The 21,790-nt window shown below is 33.5% G+C and carries 20 protein-coding genes and 4 tRNA genes; 13 read left to right on the top strand and 11 right to left on the bottom strand.

Annotation, left to right across the window (positions count from 1 at the left end; translation table 11 throughout):
- Position 1 precedes the first annotated feature (1 nt).
- Genes BA768_RS05190 through BA768_RS05180 form a run of 3 tightly spaced genes read left to right on the top strand, consistent with a single transcriptional unit; the run spans position 2 to position 3,728 of the window.
- Positions 2–484: a hypothetical protein gene (locus BA768_RS05190; protein ID WP_034675638.1), complete on the top strand. Its 483-nt coding sequence runs from the start codon at positions 2–4 to the stop codon at positions 482–484.
- Between the two features lie 2 nt (positions 485–486).
- Positions 487–3,069 carry a DNA gyrase/topoisomerase IV subunit A gene (locus tag BA768_RS05185; RefSeq protein ID WP_410493496.1) on the top strand — a complete coding sequence of 861 codons (2,583 nt, stop codon included), beginning with the start codon at positions 487–489 and terminating at the stop codon, positions 3,067–3,069.
- Between the two features lie 5 nt (positions 3,070–3,074).
- On the top strand, positions 3,075–3,728 hold the full coding sequence (locus BA768_RS05180) for a rhomboid family intramembrane serine protease (protein WP_065719961.1): 654 nt from the start codon (positions 3,075–3,077) through the stop codon (positions 3,726–3,728).
- Between the two features lie 70 nt (positions 3,729–3,798).
- Here BA768_RS05180 and BA768_RS05175 read toward each other — a convergent pair whose 3' ends face one another.
- From BA768_RS05175 to BA768_RS05155, 5 genes are all read right to left on the bottom strand, one after another.
- A complete protein-coding gene (locus tag BA768_RS05175) occupies positions 3,799–4,248 on the bottom strand; it encodes a hypothetical protein (protein ID WP_065719960.1) in 450 nt (149 codons plus the stop codon).
- A gap of 95 nt (positions 4,249–4,343) precedes the next feature.
- The gene (prmC, locus tag BA768_RS05170; RefSeq protein WP_065719959.1) at positions 4,344–5,276 is read right to left on the bottom strand and encodes a peptide chain release factor N(5)-glutamine methyltransferase; all 933 of its coding nucleotides are present in this window, start codon (positions 5,274–5,276) and stop codon (positions 4,344–4,346) included.
- A complete protein-coding gene (gene yaaA, locus BA768_RS05165; RefSeq protein WP_065719958.1) occupies positions 5,276–6,034 on the bottom strand; it encodes a peroxide stress protein YaaA in 759 nt (252 codons plus the stop codon). Before yaaA ends, prmC begins: the two co-directional genes overlap by 1 nt.
- A complete protein-coding gene (locus tag BA768_RS05160) occupies positions 6,031–6,738 on the bottom strand; it encodes a CPBP family intramembrane glutamic endopeptidase (RefSeq protein WP_065719957.1) in 708 nt (235 codons plus the stop codon). Before BA768_RS05160 ends, yaaA begins: the two co-directional genes overlap by 4 nt.
- Positions 6,739–6,751: 13 nt before the next feature.
- Complete coding sequence (locus tag BA768_RS05155; RefSeq protein ID WP_034675650.1) at positions 6,752–7,363, bottom strand: L-threonylcarbamoyladenylate synthase; 612 nt, start codon at positions 7,361–7,363, stop codon at positions 6,752–6,754.
- A 101-nt stretch (positions 7,364–7,464) separates the two neighbouring features.
- Here BA768_RS05155 and BA768_RS05150 point away from each other — a divergent pair.
- The 5 genes from BA768_RS05150 (at position 7,465) to BA768_RS05130 (ending at position 8,277) form a co-directional block, all read left to right on the top strand.
- Positions 7,465–7,537 (top strand) — tRNA-Met (locus tag BA768_RS05150).
- A 36-nt stretch (positions 7,538–7,573) separates the two neighbouring features.
- Positions 7,574–7,646, top strand: a tRNA-Met gene (locus tag BA768_RS05145).
- A gap of 37 nt (positions 7,647–7,683) precedes the next feature.
- Positions 7,684–7,756: transfer RNA gene (locus tag BA768_RS05140), tRNA-Met, on the top strand.
- 38 nt (positions 7,757–7,794) lie between these two features.
- Positions 7,795–7,870 (top strand) — tRNA-Met (locus BA768_RS05135).
- A gap of 170 nt (positions 7,871–8,040) precedes the next feature.
- Positions 8,041–8,277, top strand: a complete 237-nt coding sequence (locus BA768_RS05130) for a hypothetical protein (RefSeq protein WP_065719956.1) — start codon at positions 8,041–8,043, stop codon at positions 8,275–8,277.
- A 52-nt stretch (positions 8,278–8,329) separates the two neighbouring features.
- Here BA768_RS05130 and BA768_RS05125 read toward each other — a convergent pair whose 3' ends face one another.
- Entirely contained in the window at positions 8,330–8,902 is a 573-nt protein-coding gene (locus BA768_RS05125) for a hypothetical protein (protein WP_065719955.1), read from the bottom strand.
- A gap of 333 nt (positions 8,903–9,235) precedes the next feature.
- Between BA768_RS05125 and BA768_RS05120 the strand changes: the two genes are divergently transcribed.
- The 5 genes from BA768_RS05120 to BA768_RS05100 are packed head-to-tail and all read left to right on the top strand — an operon-like array spanning position 9,236 to position 15,383.
- Positions 9,236–9,601, top strand: coding sequence for a BlaI/MecI/CopY family transcriptional regulator (locus BA768_RS05120; protein WP_034675657.1), 366 nt, complete (start codon positions 9,236–9,238; stop codon positions 9,599–9,601).
- A gap of 3 nt (positions 9,602–9,604) precedes the next feature.
- Positions 9,605–11,584: a M56 family metallopeptidase gene (locus BA768_RS05115; RefSeq protein ID WP_065719954.1), complete on the top strand. Its 1,980-nt coding sequence runs from the start codon at positions 9,605–9,607 to the stop codon at positions 11,582–11,584.
- Positions 11,585–11,593: 9 nt separating this feature from the next.
- A complete protein-coding gene (locus tag BA768_RS05110; RefSeq protein WP_083206587.1) occupies positions 11,594–13,651 on the top strand; it encodes a M56 family metallopeptidase in 2,058 nt (685 codons plus the stop codon).
- 6 nt (positions 13,652–13,657) lie between these two features.
- Entirely contained in the window at positions 13,658–14,485 is an 828-nt protein-coding gene (locus BA768_RS05105; protein WP_065719952.1) for a GLPGLI family protein, read from the top strand.
- A gap of 1 nt (position 14,486) precedes the next feature.
- Positions 14,487–15,383 (top strand): GLPGLI family protein, encoded by an 897-nt coding sequence (locus BA768_RS05100; protein WP_065719951.1) that lies wholly within the window; start codon positions 14,487–14,489, stop codon positions 15,381–15,383.
- A 152-nt stretch (positions 15,384–15,535) separates the two neighbouring features.
- Here the strand turns inward: BA768_RS05100 and BA768_RS05095 are convergent, their stop codons facing one another.
- The 5 genes from BA768_RS05095 to BA768_RS05075 form a co-directional block, all read right to left on the bottom strand.
- Complete coding sequence (locus tag BA768_RS05095; RefSeq protein ID WP_065719950.1) at positions 15,536–17,392, bottom strand: peptidase M61; 1,857 nt, start codon at positions 17,390–17,392, stop codon at positions 15,536–15,538.
- 66 nt (positions 17,393–17,458) lie between these two features.
- Positions 17,459–18,013, bottom strand: a complete 555-nt coding sequence (locus tag BA768_RS05090; RefSeq protein ID WP_123947064.1) for a hypothetical protein — start codon at positions 18,011–18,013, stop codon at positions 17,459–17,461.
- Positions 18,014–18,020: 7 nt separating this feature from the next.
- A complete protein-coding gene (locus tag BA768_RS05085) occupies positions 18,021–19,652 on the bottom strand; it encodes a M1 family metallopeptidase (RefSeq protein ID WP_065719949.1) in 1,632 nt (543 codons plus the stop codon).
- A gap of 139 nt (positions 19,653–19,791) precedes the next feature.
- A complete protein-coding gene (gene tatC / locus BA768_RS05080; protein WP_185114191.1) occupies positions 19,792–20,613 on the bottom strand; it encodes a twin-arginine translocase subunit TatC in 822 nt (273 codons plus the stop codon).
- Positions 20,614–20,746: 133 nt separating this feature from the next.
- Positions 20,747–21,706: an SIS domain-containing protein gene (locus tag BA768_RS05075; RefSeq protein ID WP_034675670.1), complete on the bottom strand. Its 960-nt coding sequence runs from the start codon at positions 21,704–21,706 to the stop codon at positions 20,747–20,749.
- Positions 21,707–21,790 lie beyond the last annotated feature (84 nt).

Raw genomic sequence — 21,790 nt, 5'->3', positions numbered from 1 at the left:
GATGAGATTAAGTAACAGAAAAAAAGCTCCCATTTATAATTTTTTCAATACTTTTTTATTGATGATGCTTTCAGCAGGAATTATAGGTTTTATTTTTGATGAAATGCGATTTAATATTCTGGGACAGAAAAGTATATTTTTAATTATTGTTCCTTTATTAGTACTGATAATTTTTCATGTAAACGGAAGGCAGATTTTCGAGTACGACAGCGATGGTGAAGCATTGCATTTTAGAAATAAGAATATTATTCCGTTTCTTAACAGGGCATTAAGCGATGAATTCCCAAAGTATAAACTGATCAAATTCGAGATGGTAAGTATTCTATTTTTTAAAAGATTATATATTACCATTTCAAGTAAAAATATGGGTTCAACTATTTTAAAGTACGATACTTCTTATCTTACAAGAAAAGAAGCAAACGATTTAAAATTATCACTCAACAAAGTAGTAAAAGCTAATACAGAGAAAAGACCTCAAGAATAATAATGATAGAAGAAAACTCGCACGAAGGCGAAAGCTTAAAAAAAGTTTCAGGGCTGTATAAAGACTGGTTTCTGGATTATGCATCTTATGTAATTTTAGATAGAGCCATTCCGTCTGTTTATGATGGTTTCAAACCGGTTCAGCGTAGGATTATGCATTCTATGCGTGAATTAGAGGATGGGCGTTACAATAAAGTGGCAAATATTGTAGGTAACACGATGAAATATCACCCTCATGGTGATGCATCAATCACTGATGCAATGGTAGGAATCGGGCAGAGAGAATTGCTTATCGATACTCAGGGAAACTGGGGAAATATTTATACAGGAGATTCTGCCGCTGCAGCGAGATATATTGAAGCGAGATTAACACCTTTTGCTTTGGAAGTGGTTTTCAATCCTAAAACTACAGAATGGTCTAAATCTTATGATGGCAGAAATAATGAGCCAATAGATTTACCGGTAAAATTCCCCTTGCTTTTAGCTCAAGGTGTTGAAGGAATCGGGGTCGGGCTTTCCACAAAAATTCTTCCGCATAATTTTAATGAACTGATTAATGCATCAGTCGCTTATCTGAAAGGCAAAAAGTTTGAAATATTCCCGGATTTTTTAACGGCAGGATTTCTTGATGTTTCAGAATACAACGACGGTGCAAGAGGTGGAAAAGTAAGAGCGAGAGCAAAAATTTCTCAGGTCGACAAGCATACTTTGATGATTTCTGAGCTTCCTTTTTCAAAGACAACCAGCGATCTCATTGATTCTATCCTGAAAGCCAACGAAAAAGGGAAGATTAAGATCAAAAAAATTGAAGACAATACTTCAGATAAAGTAGAAATCCTGATTTATCTTCACAATGAAGTTTCGCCGGACAAAACAATTGATGCGTTGTATGCGTTTACCGACTGTCAGGTTACAATTTCTCCGAATGCCTGTGTGATTGTTGGTGATAAACCGATGTTCCTGAATGTTTCTGAGATTCTGAAAATGAATACCGATCACACCGTTTCTTTATTGAAAAAAGAATTGGAGATCGAACTTCATGAATTACAGGAAAACTGGCATTTTTCTTCTTTGGAAAGAATTTTTATCGAAAACAGAATTTACCACGATATTGAAGAGGTAAAAAGCTGGGAAGAAGTTCTGAAAACAATTGATATTGGTTTAAAACCTCATACTGCACATCTTTTAAGGGAAGTAACCGAAGAAGATATTTTAAGATTAACAGAAATCAGAATTAAAAGAATTTCAAGATTCGATTTAGATAAATTTAAAGAAAATATCGCTTCATTAGAAGGCAAAATTGAGCAGGTAAGATTCCATTTGGCCAATCTTATTGCCTATGCGATTGAATATTACCAGAATATTCAGAAAAAGTACGGAAAAGACAAAGAAAGAAAAACAGAATTAAGAATTTTCGATACCATTGATGCAACAAAAGTTGCTGTTGCGAATGAAAAATTCTATGCGAATTTCGAAGAAGGCTTTATTGGAACTTCTTTAAAAAAAGATCAGTATTTGTTTGATTGTTCAGACATCGACGACATCATCACCTTCAGAAAAGACGGAAGCATGAAAGTCGTAAAGGTGGAAGCCAAAACGTTCATCGGAAAAGATATTCTGCATGTAGCCATCTGGAAAAAGAACGATAAACGTACCGTTTACAACATGATCTACCGTGAAGGAAGAGACGGACCTTATTATATGAAACGTTTTTCGGTGACAGGTGTTACAAGAAATACAGATTATCCTTTAGCTTCCGATAAAAAAGGCTCAGAAATGCTTTATTTCTCAGCCAATCCGAATGGTGAGGCAGAAGTTGTAACGGTTTTATTAAAACCCAATCCGAGAATCAGAAAGAATAAAATGGAGATCGATTTTTCTGAATTGGCGATTAAAGGCAGAGATTCGAAAGGAAATCTGGTAACCAAATATTCTGTAAAGAAAGTTGATCTAAAAGAAGAAGGCGTTTCTACTTTAGCCCCAAGAAAAATCTGGTTTGATGAAACGGTAAGAAGATTAAATGCCGATGTAAGAGGAACTTTGTTGGGGAATTTTAAAGGAGACGACAAAATTCTGACCATTAATGCACAAGGCGAAGCGAAATTGGTGAGTTTCGACCTTGGAAACCGTTTTGATGACGATTACATTGTTCTGGAAAAATGGCGACCCAATCAACCTGTAACATGTATTTATTACGATGGTGAAAAGGATATGTATTTCATCAAAAGATTTTTATTGGAGAATACTATAAATGTTCAGACCTTTATGCCTTCAGAACATCCGAAATCGTTTATTGAAAGGATTATTGTCTCGAATAATTCAACAGCAGAAATTATTTTTGCAAAAGATAAAGGAAAAGAGCGTGATCCGGAGTCTGTTAATATCGATGAGTTTATTGCTGTAAAAGGAATAAAAGCAATCGGAAATCAGTTTACAAAGTTTAAAGTAAAAAATATCAACATCACCATTCCGGAAGCGGAAGAAGAAGAACCTGAAATTTACGAAGAACCCGATTTTTCAAATTCAGCAGACGATGAAGGAGGAACTATTGGAGATTTGTTCCAGAGTGATGAAAGTGAAAATTAGAAAATATGAGTATCATCATTATAGTTATTGCAATTACAGCAATTATAAGTTTTATTGCTTTTAATAATCAGGAGATATTTGAAAAGTATAAGTTTAATGTTGGCGCAATTCAGCATAGAAAAGAATATGTAAGGATTATTTCTGCCGGATTTCTGCACGCAGATATGATGCATTTATTGTTTAATATGATGACATTATATTTCTTCGGACCTATCATTTTAGAAGGGTTTGGGAATATAGGATTTCTTGTTATTTATTTTGGATCTATTCTGTTAGGAAATATTTTTTCTTTATTTATCTATCAAAAACAACCGTGGTATTCGGCAATTGGAGCGAGTGGAGGTGTTTCAGGAATATTATTTGCAGCGATAGCGATGTCACCAAATATTGGAATTTACTTCTTTTTTATTCCAATTCCTATTCCGGGTTTTATATTTGGTTTGTTGTATTTCAGTTATTCTGTGTATATGATGCTCAACCCGAAACAATGGGACAACTTAGGACATGCAGCTCATTTGGGAGGCGCTTTTTTTGGTTTATGTTATGCGATCATTCTTCAGCCTCAAAGCGCAATATCAAATTCATTATTTATAGGAATCATGTCCCTACCGCTGATTTATCTAGGATATGAAATATTTATAAGAAAAAGAATTAACTAAATTTTTTCAAATCATCTGAAAAAAAGACTGTTCTCTAATGAAAACAGTCTTTTTTATTATTTTAGATTTACTATTCGGCCCAGGCAATTGGGATATAAACATTCACGTAGCCGTCTTGTCCAACTGAAGATGGTGTCAAGGTTATTGTAGTAGATCCATAACCAACCCAACCTCCTTGTCCCTGATACGCCGATATTTCATAAGTTCCTTCAGGAAGATCGTTAAAATATCCTGGTAATTTTGCAAAACCACCAACATAAGTGATATATCCGTCATAAACATCACCTGTATTGACGTCGGTTGCATAAATTCCGCCCATGTCATAAGTTCCACTCATTGTGTTTACTCCGTTTTGAGTAGTGCCTACTTTTAGCTGATAAGTCTGTTGTTTCTTACTTTTATCACTTTTATTGGCAAGATTCATTTCAGAATCCGTAAGAGTTGTCGCATCAGTACTGCAGCTGAAAATCGTACATAAAACTCCACAAGCAAGCAGAGCGCTTTTCATTGAATTTTTCATAAAAATAATTTTTGTTTGGTGTGATAAAATTAAGAATATAAAAATAAAACGAAATTTGATTACAATTAACTTTATATGAATTTTTGAACGTAATATTATTTAATTCCAAAAATAAAACGGTCGTTTCCACTCAAATCTTTTATCAGTTCACTGTATGAAAAATCCTGATACAGTTCCAAAGTTTCTTCTCCTAATTTCTGATTGATTTCTAAAAACAACAATCCGTTTTTATTCAAATATTTTTTAGAATCTTCTGCAATTTTACGATAAAATATCAATGCATCAGAAGTGGGAGAAAAGAGCGCCATTTTTGGCTCAAATTCTTTCACCGAATCTGCAATGTCGTTTGCTTCATCAATCCCGATATAGGGTGGATTTGAAATGATTACGTCAAATTTTTGGTGTAAATCTAAACTCAGATAATCAGTATGAATGAAATTGATTTCCAATTGGTGAAAATCTGCATTCTTTTTAGCCGTCACCAAAGCTTTTTCTGAAAAATCAATTGAACTCACTTCAGCTTCAATAAAATGTTTTTTTAAAACTAAAGGAATAATGCCGCTTCCGGTACCGATGTCAAGGATTTTGACTCTTTTTAATTCCTGTTCTTGCGAAGGTGGATATTTTGCTTCTTCAGCCCATTTATAATCTGTTTGTTTCGATCTTAAATGGATGTATTCAATTCTTGAAATATATCTTTTTATCTCTTTAATCGCCATTTCCAGCAACTCTTCAGTTTCCGGACGTGGGATTAATACATTTTCGTCGACAAAGATTCTCATTCCGTAAAATTCGGTTTCACCTAGAATCTGTAAATAAGGCTTTCCGGTTTTTAATTCTGAAATGATTTGGTTAAATTTTTCTTCATGCTCAGCAGAAATTTCCTGATCAGAAAACTGTCTTTGCTGAATAGAATTTAAGCCTAATAATTCTTCTGCAAAAACCTGAAATATAAAAACAATTTCCGAGTCAGAATACATTTCTGAAATTGAGTCTGAAAAATGCTTTTTAAGTTGTAAAAACGTCATTATCTTGTGAAAACCAGTTTGTTTTTTGTTGATTTCTCCTCGTCGATTCTGTAACCTTCGTAGTTGAAAGCTTTTACGTCATTCAAAGTCTTAGCATTGGTCTCTGCACAGAATCTTACGACTAAACCTCTCGCATGCTTGGTGTAAACAACAATTGTTTTGAGTTTTCCGTCTTTCATTTCATAAAAATCAAAATCAATAACCTGGTGATTCAGTTTTTTCCGGTCTACTACTTTTACATATTCATTGCTGGCAAGATTGAGAAGAATTTCATTTTTCTTCATTTCGGAATTGAGCTGTTCTGTTACTTTTTCAGTCCAGAAATCGTACAGATTTTTATTATTTTCAAACTCAAAATTTCTGCCCATTTCCAGACGATAGAGCATTACTTTATCGGAAGGTTTCAGCAAACCGTACAAACCGGAAAGAATTCTGTAGTTTTTCTGAAGATAATCTACCGCATTTTTATCTAAAGTTTTTGCATCAAGACCTCGATAAACTTCGCCTGTGAAAGCAAACATTGCGGGAGTGGACTCTTTTGCAGTAGGTTTAGACTTCCATTTTTGATTTCTCTCCCAGTTTTCATCAGCAAGTTTAGATGAAATTTCCATTAAATCGGAAAGATATTTTGGAGACTTATGCTTTAAATGTGATTGGATTAATTCAGCTTCATTAATGAATTTTGGAGTTGTACTTCTCAAGAATTCTGTTGAATTTTCTACATTCATTAATTTAGCAGGAGAGGTTATAATTTTCATAGATTAAGTAAAGTTAAATGTTTAATATCAATGAAATTCATGATCATCAGTGAAATAAAATCGAACATAAAATGACAGGCTATCAGAATTTTGATATTAGAATAAATTTTATAAAACAGGGCAAATACAATCCCGATAAAGAAAGGTACGACCACCTGACCCACCGTTCCGTAAGTGCTGTGCAAAATTCCGAATAAAAGTGCAGAAACAATCACTCCCAACATCGGGCTGTTGTATATTTTTTCAATTCTTGGCTGAATATATACTCTCATCAACAATTCCTCAATTACTGCTGCGGTAAGAGAAGTAAAAATAATCAGGAAATAATTATTTTTAAACAAAGAACTTAGCTGCACGATTCTTTCGCTGATACTTTCTTTGGTTATAAGCATAATGATTCCATTCAGGAAAGCTCCGCCAATGGCACAAATTAAATATAAAATAATAATGGCTCCAAAATAAAATATCGGAGAATATTTTTTGTCTTCCCAGACAAAAAAAGATCTGTTTTCGATAAAGAAATTGTAAACCAGCACCAAAATCAGAACCAGCCATAAAGAAAGTCTGTTGTAAAAGAAAATCTCGGCTGTTAAAACTTTGGAGTTGAAAAATAAATTAATCAGAGGTATTGAATACAGCATGGATGCCGCAAGCAATACGAAAGTGAGGATAATGCCTAAAGAATATCTTCCGTTCAGACTCATTGTAACAATTGATCTAAATTTCGCCTTTTCCCTGACGGATAATTTCGGGTTCCCCGGAAGTCAAATCTACAATAGTTGAGGCTACATTATCTCCATATCCTGAATCGATCACAATATCAACCAAATGGTCATATTTCTCGGCAATCAGTTCCGGATCGGTAGAATATTCGATAATTTCGTCATCATCTTTGATAGAAGTTGAAGCAATAGGATGTCCCAGTTTTTCAACAATCAACTGCGGAATAGGATGATCGGGAACACGAATACCAATAGTCTTATGATTTTTATAAGCCAAAGGTAAATTTTTATTAGCATCTAAAATAAATGTAAAAGGTCCCGGGAGACGATTCTTCAAAAATCTGAAAACAGAGGTGTCGATCGGTCTTGTAAAATCAGAAAGATGGCTTAAATCATTACAGATAATTGAAAATTTTGCTTTCTCAAGCTTCTGTTTTTTTATCTGAGCCAGCTTTTCCATGGCTTTAATATCAAAAATATTACAGCCTAAAGCGTAAACAGTATCAGACGGATATATAATCAGTCCGCCGTTATTCAGGGTTTTAATAACCTCATTGATAAGGTTTTCCTGAGGATTTTCGGGATAAATTTTCAGAATTTTTGCCATAAACAAATGTACGAATATTTATGTGTAATCAAAGAATATGCCTTTATCTAAAAGGATTGCTTGTAGTTTTGAAATATATTCGTATATTTGCAATCCAATATCGCGGGATGGAGCAGTAGGTAGCTCGTTGGGCTCATAACCCAAAGGTCATCGGTTCGAGTCCGGTTCCCGCTACTAAGTAACGTTTTCGGTAAACGTTTAAAAATATACCGCGGGGTAGAGCAGTAGGTAGCTCGTCGGGCTCATAACCCGGAGGTCGCACGTTCGAGTCGTGTCCCCGCTACTAAAAAAGTGTTTCGATAAACACGGTAAAGATATATCGCGGGATGGAGCAGTAGGTAGCTCGTCGGGCTCATAACCCGAAGGTCATCGGTTCGAGTCCGGTTCCCGCTACTAAGCATAACGTTTTCGGTAAACGTTTAAAAATATACCGCGGGGTAGAGCAGTAGGTAGCTCGTCGGGCTCATAACCCGGAGGTCGCACGTTCGAGTCGTGTCCCCGCTACCAACAGGAGAATCAGAAATGGTTCTCCTTTTTTGTGTCTGAAATTCTGGGATTTTTTAAGTGAAATTACTTTTACAATTAAAATTGTTTAAACGATATTTTTTTAAACTAAATATTATTTTAATAACAAGATTTGGTTTATTAATTGCTCTGGTGATTCTAAAATAATAATTATGGCAGATATTACATTTAGAAAAGAAGATTTTATACAGGATGACCGGAGATATAAAGTAGAAATAGATAGCAGTGTTGGAAAAGGAGTTGATCTCATTGTAGAGAGAGAAGATGGGAATGGAGAATATGAAGTCATTCAGGCAGAAATTATAAGATCTGCAGACGAGAAAATTTTTGTTGCTTGGAGCGAGCCGTTTAACGGTAGAGTCGTCAGCGATGAATACAGACAGTTATAAAAAACTCCCGCTTCACAAAAGAAGCGGGAGTTTTTATTTATAATTTTAAAAACTATTTATTGGCTAACGTTTCAAATGGAGCTAATTTAAAATCTTCAGATTTTACCTGTTCAAAGTAAGAAGATTTGTTGTTTCCTTTCAGTCTTTTTACTGCTTTTGATGCTGCTGCAAAATCGGTATCGATTTTAGTAGCAATTTCTGTAGGTTTGAAGTCTTTCTTCACACTATCGTCTTCTACACCTAAATATCCGTTTTTCTTAGTGATATAGTTGATGAAGTTGTCGTAATTTCCTAAGGTGTTTCTGAAATACTGGGTATGATAATTCATACATTTCGTAGCCGTCTTCGATTTATTGACGATGCAGCTTGCCATATTTCCTTTATACAGATCAAATTCTAAAGCTACTGCGTCATATTCTTTCTTCAAAGCTGTTTTACCGTTGCTAAGAACGGTTGCGTCGCCTTGTGCATCACTTATTTTTTTCAAATGTTCCAAAACCAAAGGAACAGTGTTTTCAATTTTTGTTTTTGCTTCTGTAACCGATCCGAAAACAGAAGAAGTCTGCGCTGATGTCACATTAAAAATCAACAGCATTAAAACAGAAAGTAGAGTATATCTTTTCATTAGAAATTTTTAAAGCACTAAAATAAATATATTTTCTCATTCTGGACATATTCATTTTAATTTTATTTAATAAAAATTAACAAGTTTTAAGAATTTATATTAAAAATTAGGATTTTTCTGATGATTAATTACAACATATTTTATCTCAGTTGAAAATTTAACATATTTTAATATTTTTTAATATGTTGATTTTCAAATACTTATTTGTTTTTAAATTTTATCACTAAAAAAATAGTTGTTCGAATGGAAAATAATTCTACATTTGTATAACTAATTTATTAGTGATAATGATTTTTCATTAACTTTATCACACTAAAAATTAAATTAAACATTATGATCATACAGACCTTAACAAAAGCAGAAGAACAGGTAATGCAGTTTTTGTGGAAACTCGAAAAAGGTTTCCTGAAAGATGTTCTCGATCTCTATCCTGAGCCCAAGCCGCATACCAATACGGTTTCTACCATTTTGAAAGTTCTTAAGGATAAAGAATTTGTAGATTATAATGTATACGGAAGGCAGCACGAGTATTTTCCTTTGGTAACGAAAGAGCAATATTCCGGGAAAACGATGAAGAGTCTGGTAAAGAATTATTTTAAAGGTTCTTATAAAAGTGCCGTTTCTTTTTTGGTAGAAAAAAACGAAATGACCGTTGAAGATCTGGAAATGCTGTTAAATGAACTAAAAAACAAAGACTAATATATGGAAGCTCTTATTTTTTACTTCGGAAAAGTTACCATTTGTTCAGGTGTAATGTTTCTCTACTATCAGTTGTCTTTAAAAGACAAGACATTTCACCATTACAACAGATTTTATCTTTTGTCTGCCATGTTGATCTCAATCTTGCTGCCTCTTATTAAAGTAGAAGATTTTACGATAGAAGTAAGCAATAATCTTTACTTACTCATCAGTAAGATGCAGAATTTTAACGAACAAAAAAACTTACATAATGACCACATTTATTTTAGAATTATTTTTTCAGCTTTGGGATTGGTTTCTCTCTATTTTTTAGGGAAATTCCTCTACGGGATTTTCAGAATCCAGCAACTCAAAAGCCAGTTTAAGAAAGAAAGTTTTGAAGGGGTAAATTTTTACCAGACCAATCTTTCTGAAGCACCATTTTCCTATTTCAGAAACCTTTTCTGGAAGAACTCTATTGTCATTAATTCGGAGGTAGGAAAGCAGATTTTAAAGCATGAAATGGTTCATATTGAACAGAAACACTCTTTCGATAAGATATTTATTGAGATTATCACTTCTGTTTTCTGGTTCAATCCGTTCTTTCATATTATTAAAAAGGAAATCAATTTAATTCACGAATATCTGGCTGATAAAAAAGCCGTAAAACAATCGGACACCAAAGCATTTGCGCAGATGCTTTTAGCAAGCCACTTTTCCGGAAACCAGTTGCCTGCGACCAGTCCGTTTCTAAGTTCAAACCTTAAAAAAAGACTCAAAATGTTACAAAAACCCCAGACAAAATACGGGTATGCGCGAAGAATATTTGCCTTACCGGTTTTATTTACCGTTGCATTTGCTTATATGGTAAATGCCAAAAACAAAGAGATAAAAGAAACCAATATTGAGATTGATAAAGCGGTTGCAGAGATGAAAACAGATACGCTGTCTCCGAAAAATAAAGCCGATCAGATTGTAAAATTACAACAGGAAAAAATTTCGAAAGCCAACGAAAAATTGAAAGTTCAGTCTGAAAAGCTAAAAACATTAAGCGAAAAATCAAAAGAAAAAGCTGCCGAACTCGAAAAAATTACAAAAGAAAAAGGTGAGAAAAGCTATGAATTTGAGTTGAAAGCAAAGGAACTGAATCAACTTTCTAATGAAATGGATAAGATCGCTGAAAGAGATATGCAATTCAGAATTGATTTTGATGAATTGATGAGCAACAGAGACAAAATGTTGGCAAGCAAAGATCCTAAAGTTATTCTGAAAGACATGAGCTTCAAAAGAGTTTTCCCTGATGGAGACAATTATAAAATTAAAGTAAACGGAGAAGATATTGATTTGGAAAAAGTATTCGATTCTAAAGAATTCAAAGAAAATTTCAAGATGAGCGAAGAAAAAATTAAGGCTTTGAAAGATAATTTCGCATCTCCTGAGTTTAAAGAAAAATACGGCAAGATCAATAAGTTTTATCTGAATGGTAAAGATGTTTTTTCGGATTCGGAAGAGTTGAAGAAAATAGCAAAGCAATATTCAGGAAATGGATATAGTTTCTACAACGGAACGAGTAATTTCTCTAAAAAAGAGCTTACTAAAAAAGAAAAAAGAAAGCTTGAAAAATTAAATAAAGAAAGAGCTGAAGCGGAGAAAAAACTTAGAGAAATCCGAAAAGAGCAAAGAGAATTACAAGGAAATCCTTGGATCGTTTCTGTAGATGCACATGCTCCAAAGATGAAATATTATGGAACATCAACCTATACAGAGATTCCGACTCCTCCAAATAGCAAAATACTTTCCAACGGTACTACTTTCAAAACGAATGTGAAAGATATGATTGATGCTAATTCTGATAGTGACTTAAAGATTTTCATCGACGGTAAACTGAGTACAAAACAAGATATGCAAAATATAATTTCAAAAAATATTGAATCCATCAATATTAATAAAACGAAAATCTCAGGTAAAGACACTGGAGAAATTCAGATTAAAACAAAAAAATAAAACAACCTCATGGAAACCATAATCTACTGTCTTAAAGTACTTGTCTGCTCCGGAGTGATGTATGCTTATTACTTATTCTTCCTGAAAGACAAGACCTTTCATCATTACAACAGATTTTATCTTTTGTTATTGGTTGTGGTTTCCCTGATTTTACCGTTGTTAAAAGTTGAATATTTTACAATTGAACTAAACGATAAAGTTTTTTTAATTTTTAATAAGTTTCAAACCTTTACAGAAATAAAAAAATCAGATGATGAAAGTAAATTATTAGATTATATTCCATTTTTAATCTTCATCATTGCGGCTGTTTTAATGACTAAAATTCTTCTTGGAATTATGAAGATCAACCGCCTGAAAAGTAAATTTACCCCGGAAAAAATTAATGGAATTAATTTTTATCAAACCGATTTACATGATGCGCCTTTTTCTTTCTTTAAAAACCTTTTCTGGAAAGACAGCATTATCATACAATCTGATCTTGGAAAACAGATTTTGAAACATGAAATGGTTCACATTGAACAAAAACATTCTTATGATAAGATTTTTATTGAAATCATTTCGTCAGTTTTCTGGTTTAATCCTGTTTTTCATATTATTAAAAAAGAAATCAGTTTAATACATGAATATCTGGCTGATCATAAAGCGGTAAAGAAATCGGATACAAAGACATTTGCTGAAATGCTTTTAGCGAGCCATTTTTCAGGGAATATATTGCCGGGAACAAGCCCGTTCCTTAATTCAAATCTTAAAAAAAGACTCAAAATGATACAAAAACCAAAGACAAAATATGCGTATGCAAGACGTTTTTTTGCACTACCGATCATGTTTTCTGTTGCATTCGCTTATATGGTAAATGCTAAAAATAAGGAAATAGAAAAGCAGAACGAGCAAATAGAAACCATTGCTGATTTTATAAATAATAAGGAAGAGAGTTTATATTCAAAAGATACTTTAGCTGACAATGAAATTACTGAATATAAGACCAATGATATTTTCATTTTTGATGGCAAGAAAATAAGCCAGGAAGATTTTTTGCAGAAAAAAAATGAACTTGAAAATAACAATAACTACTATTTTACAGCTAATAAAAATTTTTTAGATAAAGGTTTACCGGTTATTTATGTTGGCGGAAAAAATAAAAATGTAAAAAAAGACGATCAGTTTATCGGGAAAATTGTTGCTGTTGTCTGGGATACTCCCGCTGCCGAAAAAATAAAATATGATTCTAAAGCCAACGATATTCCTTTTGAAGAACAGTTGAAAAATGCAGATGAAAAAGCTTTGTATATCATCAATTCTGATCTGGTAAGCAAAGAGAATTTTGAAAAATATTATACTCAGAATAAAGATAAGGTCGCATTTAGTTCAAGCTCTCACCTGATGAATGATAAAGATCACTGGGTTTTCGGAGAAAGAGAACAATGTGGTGTTTTTCAGGTACATGACTTATCAGAAATGAATGAAAAAAATGCTGAGAAATTTCATCAATTGGTAAAAAAAATCAATCCGAAATGGTATTACGAGCAATATATCAATCAAAAGTACACCGCCCGTGAGAATGAAAGAAAAATACAGAATGGTGAAAAGGAAAATATAGGAAAAGTAAGTGTAGAAGAAGTAAAAGTTTCTTCTAATAAAAGAGATTATGATAAAGAACCTTTAACCCAAACTGAAATTAATGAACTGAGAGAAGATGCGAAAAAACTTCAGGCTAAAGTAGAGAAACAATCTCAGATAGAAAGAGCTAATATGATTATTTTCAAAGCGGATATTATTGCTTCTTATGTTACAAATAAAGAGGTACCTCCTGCAAAAGATTATAGTAACAATACAGCAATAAAAACCAATAACATGGTAATGCCTTTGGTGGATGGTAAGTTTTTTATTGATGGAAAAGAATATTCAAAAGAAGAAATAAAAAATTATATGAAAGGTTTTGAGGAAGATATGTTTAATAAAACTACTGCTTCATCAAAAGCACCTTTCAGATCTGTAAAAATGTACAGAACTCCTTATGGAGATAAAGGTTTTTCAAGATTGGATAAAGTAGAATTTTTCACAAAATAAATTTTAATGAAACTAATAACCATTTTTACTATATTCCTAATTAGCATCGGAACGCAGGCGCAGAATAAACGTTTTACTTACGAATATAAGTTTATTCCCGACTCAACCAATGTTTCAGAGGTGAAAACTGAAATGATGAATCTCGATACTTCACCTTCAGGCTCTAAATTTTACAGCTACACGGTTTATCATTCGGATTCTATTGCCAAAATCGATTTAGAAAAACAATTGGCTGCAACGGGAATGATCAATATTAAAGCTGATTCCAGAAAAGGCTTGGTAAGATACACGGTATCTAAAAAATATCCTAAATATGAAATCTTTCTTCACAACAGACTTTTAATGGATAAATACAGAATTGCAGATGATAGACCTATTAATTGGAAGATCAGTTCAGACAAACAGAAATTTGGAGAATGGAATGTACAGAAAGCAGAAGCAGATTTTGCCGGAAGACACTGGATTGCATGGTTTACAACGGAAATTCCTATTCAGGACGGACCTTATAAATTCCGCGGACTTCCTGGGCTTATCATAAAGCTGGAAGATCAGACAAAATCCCATATTTTTACATTACAAGGGATTAAAAATATAAATTCGATTCCGAATGATGTTTTCGACTCAAAAGAAATTGCAATCAATTTAAAACAATACGATAAACTGATAAAAGACTATGAAAATGATCCTACAAAAGGCTTAAAACAAATGCAGATGGGCGGAATGACCATGATTATGAAAGATGGTACGGGTAGTCAAATGAAAGGTCAGGAAGAACGGCTAAAAGCCAATATAAAAAAGGATAATAATAGAATAGAACTTAATACAACGAAATAAGATGAAAAAAATATCTTTACTAATGTCTTTGATGATCGGTTTTTGTGCTTTTGCGCAAAACAGATTTTTTTACGATTACAAATTCATTCCGGACTCTACCGACAGATCCAAAGTTCTGAATGAGGTAATGCTTCTGGATATTGATAAAACAGGCTCAAAATATTACGGTCAGCAAAAATTTATTGCTGACTCTACTTCCCGGGCTGATCTGGAAAAACAGCTGAAATTAAGTCCGAATAATATCAGCATGAACAGAAGAGATAAACCGGGACAGGTAAATTATAAGGTTACAAAAGAGTATCCTGATTTCAAAACCTATCTGTTTACAAATATTTCTTCCGACAGCTATAAAGTTGAAGAAGATAAAAAACCGGAATGGAAAATTCTTCCCGACAAACAGAAAATAGGAGAGTATAATGCCCAAAAAGCAACTACAAAATATGGTGGAAGAGAATGGACGGCGTGGTTTTCAACTGATCTTCCGTTTCAGGACGGTCCTTACAAATTTTACGGGCTTCCCGGTTTGATTGTTAAAATTGAAGATAAAACAGGTTCGCATTCTATGACGCTTGTCGGGAATAAAACCATTCAGTCTACCGTAACGAAGGAGCTCGATCTTCCTCAGGGAATTCAGCTTTATGGAATGGGAGGAAAGGAAATCGAGATCAATAAAGCCCAGTTCAAAAAAGTTTGGAAAGCCTACAAAAATGATCCTACAAAGAATATGCGCGAAATGATGTCGAAAAATTCGGACACCAACAGAATTGTATTTAAAACAAAAACTACGGATGGAAGAGAAATTTCAGACCCTAATCAGGTATTCAGAGAAATGGAAAAGAATGCAAAAGAAGGCTTCAAAAAGAACAATAATTCTATAGAGCCGGAATTGTATAATTAGTTGTTGGGTTTTAGTTGTTAGTTTTTAGATTAATTTGATTCAACATATGAAAAATAGACTATTAAATTTTTTCAGAAACTGTAAAATCTCATTCATAATAAAACAAGCGAGGAAAAATTCTCCGCTTGTTTTTATTTTAACTTTAATTAATCTTATTTTTTTCCAGTTAACCACTGATCCTGAAGTTTTTGCTCTGCAGGAGTAGGATTGGCTTTAAACTGAAGTGTTTCCATCGTGATTTTATCTAAAATTGCTTTTCCTTTCAAATCAATTTTATCCATTTTATCACCATTTTTACGAAGAACGGTTACTGTAACGTTTTGTCCTTCTTTGATCGATTGCGCGTAGGCAATAAATTCCTGTGCATTCTGAATGTTAATTGTTTTTCCGTCTAAAGCAACTACTTCATCTGTAATTTTATACCCGATGCTTTTCGAAAAAGGAGAAAGTGCAGAATGCTCATCAAATACAAAAGCATTATTTTTCTCGTTATAGCCTGTTTGGGTAGGATCTTTTATAAACCAGAAAATCGGCGGCGTTTCCTGCTTGCTGATTTCAACACCTACCTGACTCAGGTATTCTGCATACGGAGTCGGCTGACTTCCCGCAATATATTTGTTATAAAAATCTTTTACCTGAGGATATCCTGTAATGGTTACCAGTTCATCAATTAATTTATCATCTTTAAATGGTTTATTTTCACCAAATCTTTGAGACAGTTTTCGGATCATATCACGATACCCCATTTCTCCGTTTGATAATTTTCTCAGCTCAATATCAAGACACATGGTAAGAAGTGCTCCTTTTTCATAAACATTTCTGTACTGATCTTTATACTGATCCTGAAGAATGTTTTTACTCATCACCGTAAAAGGCATGGTGTCATTATAGCTTTTAGAGTTTTTGATTTTGTCACTGATTCTCTGTAAAAACTGATCTTTGGTGATCAAACCCTCCTGAATTTGAAATAAATTGGCAAAATATTCGGTTCCGCCTTCATACATCCAAAGATGCTGAGACATTTTCGGATCTGCATAATCGAAATAATGAATTTCTTCAGAATGCGTCTTTAAAGGATTTACCGTATGAAAAAACTCGTGAGAAACTACGTCTACGATCGATTCATCAATGGCTTCTTTCGGCATCATCTCATGCAGAACAACACTTGTCGATTCATGATGTTCCAATGCTCCGAAACCTTTGATCTGCGGACCTTGAGTTCCTGCAAGATAAAGCATGATCGCATATTTTTTATTGGTATTCATGTCTCCCAAAAACTTCTTCTGAGCAACCACCATTTTTTCTAAATTATCTTTAAAATCTGCCGCTTTATATTTTCCGGTCGGTGAATAAACGCCCAAAACCAAATCCATTCCTCCAGCGTTGAAGGTGATATAATCGGGTTTTGAATACATTAATGGAGAATCTGTCAGTTTAGCATAGTTCGCTAATGTGAAAGTATCTGTTGCTTCAGATTTATCCTGATCAACCAAAGCTGTCGTTCCATAGAAATCATTAGGCTTCTGAATCACCAACTGATACGGAACATCCTGCATATTGTCGATATAACCTACAAAACCATGGGTATTGATTAAATAAACTTTCCCTTCCTCGATGTCAGTTCCGGAAGGTGAAAATACGGCTTTATGTTTATCTGTTTCGTTTTCTTCATCAAAACTGTCGTTAACGAAATACGTGATTTTGGTTAAAGCTTTTGCGTTTTTCAATGAATAGGTATTGTCATTTACTTTGGTAAAAGCCAACTCTTTTCCTTTGTTATCTAAAAATTTTATTCCTTCTACAAATCTTCCGTAATCATCTACAGAATATGTTCCGGGAACCGTTTTTGGAAAATGAAACTTCACATCATTTGATTTCATTTTCGGAAATTCCATCGTTACGGCAACTTTATCGTCTTTTACATTGACCAGATCAATGTTTGTTTTGATCGACTGTGCCTGAACGAAAGCTACAGCCAGAATTCCTAAGCTTATTGCTATTTTTTTCATTAGGTTTAATTTATAGATAAGTAGTTGACATTAAATTGAATTTGTTACAGAAGTTTCTATGAAAAATTATTTTTTCTTTAAAAAATTTTCTACTTCAGTAAAGTAGTCAGAACCGTAATACTTCAAAAATTCTCCGTTTGGCTTTAGAATGAAAAATGCTCTACAATTTTCTTTCAGATTAAAAACAGTTTGATCGAAAAAGCCAGAATCCTGAATGAAATTTTTTCTTTTTTCAAACCTTTCTTTGTTCAATGATTCTTCTGTGAAGACGAAAAAGTCAGTCGCATCATATTTTTTACTCATTCGTGATGAAATATTAATAGAATTGTCAATCACTGTTTGGGCATCTTTCTCAATGAGACCATATTCATAACAATTTTTTCCATACTGGTAAAAATTAATAAGCACTGATTTTTTTTCATCAATTTCTACTTTTAACTCATTAACAATTAAAGTTCTGATTTGTATTAATTGCTCAGAATCTAATTTACCATGAAATTTTTTGCGGCTTAATGAATAGCTTTCATTAAATTTTGTATTTACTTTCTCATGTTTCTTTTGTGCATTACAAGTAAAAAAGAAATTCAATATAATAATTGATGATAAAAACTTTAATTTCATATGTGTTTTAGTTAACTTTCTTATATCTGATATAATAATTCTTGTTAAACCATACCGGATTTGAATTTTTAAGCTTTAAGCTTTGCCATGATTCAGTCGGAGAAATTATCTCATCAGCAAATCTTATCGGAAGATTCAGATTTTGTACGGCATTGGTATAGCGGTATTTTAATTCATTTCCATTTTGAGAGTATTCCAGAACAGGAACATCAACAGTTCTTAAATATTGATTGAAAACAGTCGAAAAATCAAATCCAGCCTTCTCGGAAATGTATTTCTCCACTTGTTCGGTTGTAACGGTCTGATGATAAAAATCTTTATTCAAACCTCTCAGAATCTGTCTGAATTTTACATCATCATTGATGATTTGTCGCATTGTGTGAACCATACTTGCACCCTTTGCGTACATATCGCCACTTCCTTCGTTTCTCACGCCATATTTCCCGATGATAGGAACATCATTTAATATATTGTTTTGAATTCCCTGCGCATACAGATCCCCTGCCTTTTTGTGGATATAGCTTTCTGAGAAAAGAACTTCAGAATAATTGGTAAATGCTTCATGAATCCACATATCTGCCTGATCTTTTGCGGTAATACTGTTGGCAAACCATTCGTGTCCGCTTTCATGGATGATGATGAAATCCCATTGTAATCCGACGCCTGTTTCTGAAAGATCTCTTCCCAAATACCCATTCTGATACCCATTTCCATAGGCAACATTACTTTGATGCTCCATTCCCAAGTGCGGAGATTCAACCAATTTGTAAGAATCTTCATAAAATGGATACGGTCCGAACCAATATTCAAAAGATTTCAACATCGGTTTTACCTGCTGAAACTGTTTTTTTGCTTTATCTAAATTATAGTCTAAAACCCAATAGTCAAGGTCTAATTTTCCTTTTTCTCCTTCATAAGAATCTTTAAAATTCACATATTTTCCAATACTTGGAATGATAGAATACGCATTGATCGGATTTTTAACTTCCCACGTAAAAATGTTCTTGTTGTTTTCTGTTTTTTTGTTAATTAATCTTCCATTTCCGACACCAACTAAATCTTTAGGAGTAATAATTTTCATTACAATTCCCGAATCGGGTTCATCACTCCAGATGTCTTTGGTTGGTAACCAGACAGATGCTCCAATCCCTTCGTCGGCAACACTTATCCACGGATTTCCTTTTTCATCGTTTTTAAAAATCCAGCCTCCGTCCCAAGGTGCATTTTTAGCAATGACGGGATTCCCGGAATACATTACATCAATTGTATATTTTTCTCCTTTTTTAAAAGATGTATTGGCAGATATGAAAATAAAATCTCCCTCTCTTTTAAAATTACCGATCGTGGGAAAGCTGCATTTAATTTTATCTGCTTTCATAGGTTGTTGCAGATCAATCTGAAAAACAGGGTTTTTTATGTCTTTTAGAATTTCAAAACTTATTTTGTTGTTTCCTTTAATGCTTTTCTGTTCGAAATCCGGTTCTACAGACAAATCATATTTTTTCACATCCCAAAAATTTCGGAATTGGGTATTTGAACCCTTTAAAGTATCTTCTTTGGTAAATGTTTTATTCTGCTCAAAAAATTGCCCGAAAGCAATGCAGGAAATCAATAAAAGCGAGTGTGAAATTTTTTTCATTTGGTGATGAAATTAGACTTTCGTCAAAATTAAAGAATATTATTAATAATAATCGAGTTTTATTAATGATGTTAATGTTTACGGCGCAAAAATCGAAGATTTTTGCGCCGTAAACATTTTATTGAAGTGAAAAGTAATGCTAAACTTTCTGCACCGCAGCTTCTCTTTTCTGAACTTTTTTGTAGGTGTAACCACACATTATAATACTGAATTCATATAATAAAAGTAATGGTAAAGCCGCCATAATCATGCTTAAAACATCTGCAGGAGTAATAATTGCAGCAACCACCATTATCAAAACAATAGCATGTCTTCGATATGTTTTCATGAATTTAGGATTGAGAATTCCGATGTTGGTTAGGAAATAAATAAGAACCGGAAATAAAAATACAACGCCCATTCCCAAAACCACCTGCAGAAACAGTGTAGTATAATCACTCAAATCATACAGTGGAATAATAATATCTGAAATTTTAAAGATAACCCCAAAATTGACTGCAAAAGGTAAAATCAGGAAATATCCGCATAAAACTCCGGTCATGAATAAAATCCAAACCGAATTAATAATGAAAATTGAGTTCTTTCTTTCATTCGGATGCAAAGCCGGACTGATAAATCGCCATAATTCCCATACAGTGTAAGGAAAAGCAGCGACAATTCCACCAAAAATAGAAACCGCCATCATTACATTAAACTGTTGGTAAAGCCTTTGCACACGCACCGGAAATTCATCAGGCAAGGTAATGCTGTCTTCACCCAAAAGCCATCTTGAAAAATCATTCACCAGTTTGAAAGTCGGGAAATCGTTTCGGGTCGGCCCAAAGAAAATATGATCCATAATCCAGTTGATATTAAAACCAACCAAAATCGCAGCCACAATGATTGCAATAATAGAGCGGATCAAATGACCTCTCAATTCGCCAATATGTCCCCAAAAAGACATGTCTTTATCTTCGCTCACAGATAATTTTTTAAAGTTTCAAATTTAGAGAAAAAGTTTGTTATTCGTGATTCGAGCTACAAGTTTCGAGTTATTAATTTAATTCTATTGATTTACTATTATAAAACACGTATCAGGTAACACGTATCTCCAATTAATTAATTCCTTCATCCAGTAATTTATGCAGATCAATAATTCCGAAATATTTTCCGTTTTCGGTTACAATAAGCTGTCCGATATTATTGTCTTTCAGAATTTTCATCGCTTCTTTTGCCAATGCGTTTCTCTCGATCGTTTTAGGATTTGCAGACATAATATCTTTCGCCAGAACTTTAGAAATATCATCACCCTTCATCAGCATTCTCCTTAAATCTCCGTCTGTAATTACTCCGATAATATTGCTTTCGTTTGTAACAACGGTGATTCCGTGTCGTGAGCTGCTTATAGAAATGATAACATCCTTTACCGTATCATTTTCTGTAACTTCGGGTTTCTGGGAAGAAAGAAAATCATCTACTTTTGAAATCAGGTTTTTACCTAAGCTTCCACCCGGATGAAATTTAGCAAAATCATTGGCTTTAAATTCATTCATTTCCATTAAAGCAATTCCCAAAGCATCACCAAGAGCCATCTGTAGCGTAGTAGAGCTTGTTGGCGCCAATTTAATCGGGCAGGCTTCCATGTCAACATGAGTGTCTAAAATTACATCTGAAAATTCCGCCAGCTTACTTTTTCGATTTCCGGTCATACCGATCAATGCAGAAGAATAATCTTTTAAATAAGGAATTAAATTGACAATTTCCGGAGAGTTTCCCGAATTGGAAATGCATAAAACAACATCCTGCTTCTGGATCACCCCCAAATCACCATGAATAGCTTCCGATGCATGCAAAAATTGTGATGGTGTACCCGTAGAATTCAACGTTGCAACGATTTTATTCCCGACATGAGCAGATTTTCCGATTCCTACGATGATGAGTTTTCCTTTTGTGGAATGAATAATTTCTACTGCTTTTACAAATTCGTCACCGATTCTTTCTTTCAATTTTTCAAGCTCAGAAATTTCTATGGTCAATGTATTTTTTGCAATTGAGATGATGCTGTCTCTATTCATTGTTATATCGTAATTAGAAAGCAAATCCTTAAAGATTTCAATTTATATTTAATATAAATAGATGTGTTAAAAAAATCTACTGTT

The sequence above is a fragment of the Chryseobacterium sp. CBo1 genome (assembly GCF_001693475.1).
GTDB lineage: Bacteria > Bacteroidota > Bacteroidia > Flavobacteriales > Weeksellaceae > Chryseobacterium > Chryseobacterium formosense.
Note: the sequence above shows the minus strand (reverse complement) of the source record. Positions and strands in the feature narration are given on the sequence as shown.

Excerpts from the sequence above, each read along its gene's own strand:
- BA768_RS05090 (WP_123947064.1), bottom strand. The coding sequence starts at position 18,013 with ATGAAATTAAAGTTTTTATCATCAATTATTATATTGAATTTCTTTTTT.
- BA768_RS05120 (WP_034675657.1), top strand. The coding sequence starts at position 9,236 with ATGATCATACAGACCTTAACAAAAGCAGAAGAACAGGTAATGCAGTTT.
- BA768_RS05155 (WP_034675650.1), bottom strand. The coding sequence starts at position 7,363 with ATGGCAAAAATTCTGAAAATTTATCCCGAAAATCCTCAGGAAAACCTT.
- prmC (WP_065719959.1), bottom strand. The coding sequence starts at position 5,276 with ATGACGTTTTTACAACTTAAAAAGCATTTTTCAGACTCAATTTCAGAA.
- BA768_RS05115 (WP_065719954.1), top strand. The coding sequence starts at position 9,605 with ATGGAAGCTCTTATTTTTTACTTCGGAAAAGTTACCATTTGTTCAGGT.
- BA768_RS05175 (WP_065719960.1), bottom strand. The coding sequence starts at position 4,248 with ATGAAAAATTCAATGAAAAGCGCTCTGCTTGCTTGTGGAGTTTTATGT.
- BA768_RS05075 (WP_034675670.1), bottom strand. The coding sequence starts at position 21,706 with ATGAATAGAGACAGCATCATCTCAATTGCAAAAAATACATTGACCATA.
- BA768_RS05095 (WP_065719950.1), bottom strand. The coding sequence starts at position 17,392 with ATGAAAAAAATAGCAATAAGCTTAGGAATTCTGGCTGTAGCTTTCGTT.
- BA768_RS05180 (WP_065719961.1), top strand. The coding sequence starts at position 3,075 with ATGAGTATCATCATTATAGTTATTGCAATTACAGCAATTATAAGTTTT.
- BA768_RS05125 (WP_065719955.1), bottom strand. The coding sequence starts at position 8,902 with ATGAAAAGATATACTCTACTTTCTGTTTTAATGCTGTTGATTTTTAAT.
- BA768_RS05100 (WP_065719951.1), top strand. The coding sequence starts at position 14,487 with ATGAAAAAAATATCTTTACTAATGTCTTTGATGATCGGTTTTTGTGCT.
- BA768_RS05110 (WP_083206587.1), top strand. The coding sequence starts at position 11,594 with ATGGAAACCATAATCTACTGTCTTAAAGTACTTGTCTGCTCCGGAGTG.
- BA768_RS05190 (WP_034675638.1), top strand. The coding sequence starts at position 2 with ATGAGATTAAGTAACAGAAAAAAAGCTCCCATTTATAATTTTTTCAAT.
- BA768_RS05105 (WP_065719952.1), top strand. The coding sequence starts at position 13,658 with ATGAAACTAATAACCATTTTTACTATATTCCTAATTAGCATCGGAACG.
- BA768_RS05085 (WP_065719949.1), bottom strand. The coding sequence starts at position 19,652 with ATGAAAAAAATTTCACACTCGCTTTTATTGATTTCCTGCATTGCTTTC.
- BA768_RS05130 (WP_065719956.1), top strand. The coding sequence starts at position 8,041 with ATGGCAGATATTACATTTAGAAAAGAAGATTTTATACAGGATGACCGG.
- yaaA (WP_065719958.1), bottom strand. The coding sequence starts at position 6,034 with ATGAAAATTATAACCTCTCCTGCTAAATTAATGAATGTAGAAAATTCA.
- BA768_RS05185 (WP_410493496.1), top strand. The coding sequence starts at position 487 with ATGATAGAAGAAAACTCGCACGAAGGCGAAAGCTTAAAAAAAGTTTCA.
- BA768_RS05160 (WP_065719957.1), bottom strand. The coding sequence starts at position 6,738 with ATGAGTCTGAACGGAAGATATTCTTTAGGCATTATCCTCACTTTCGTA.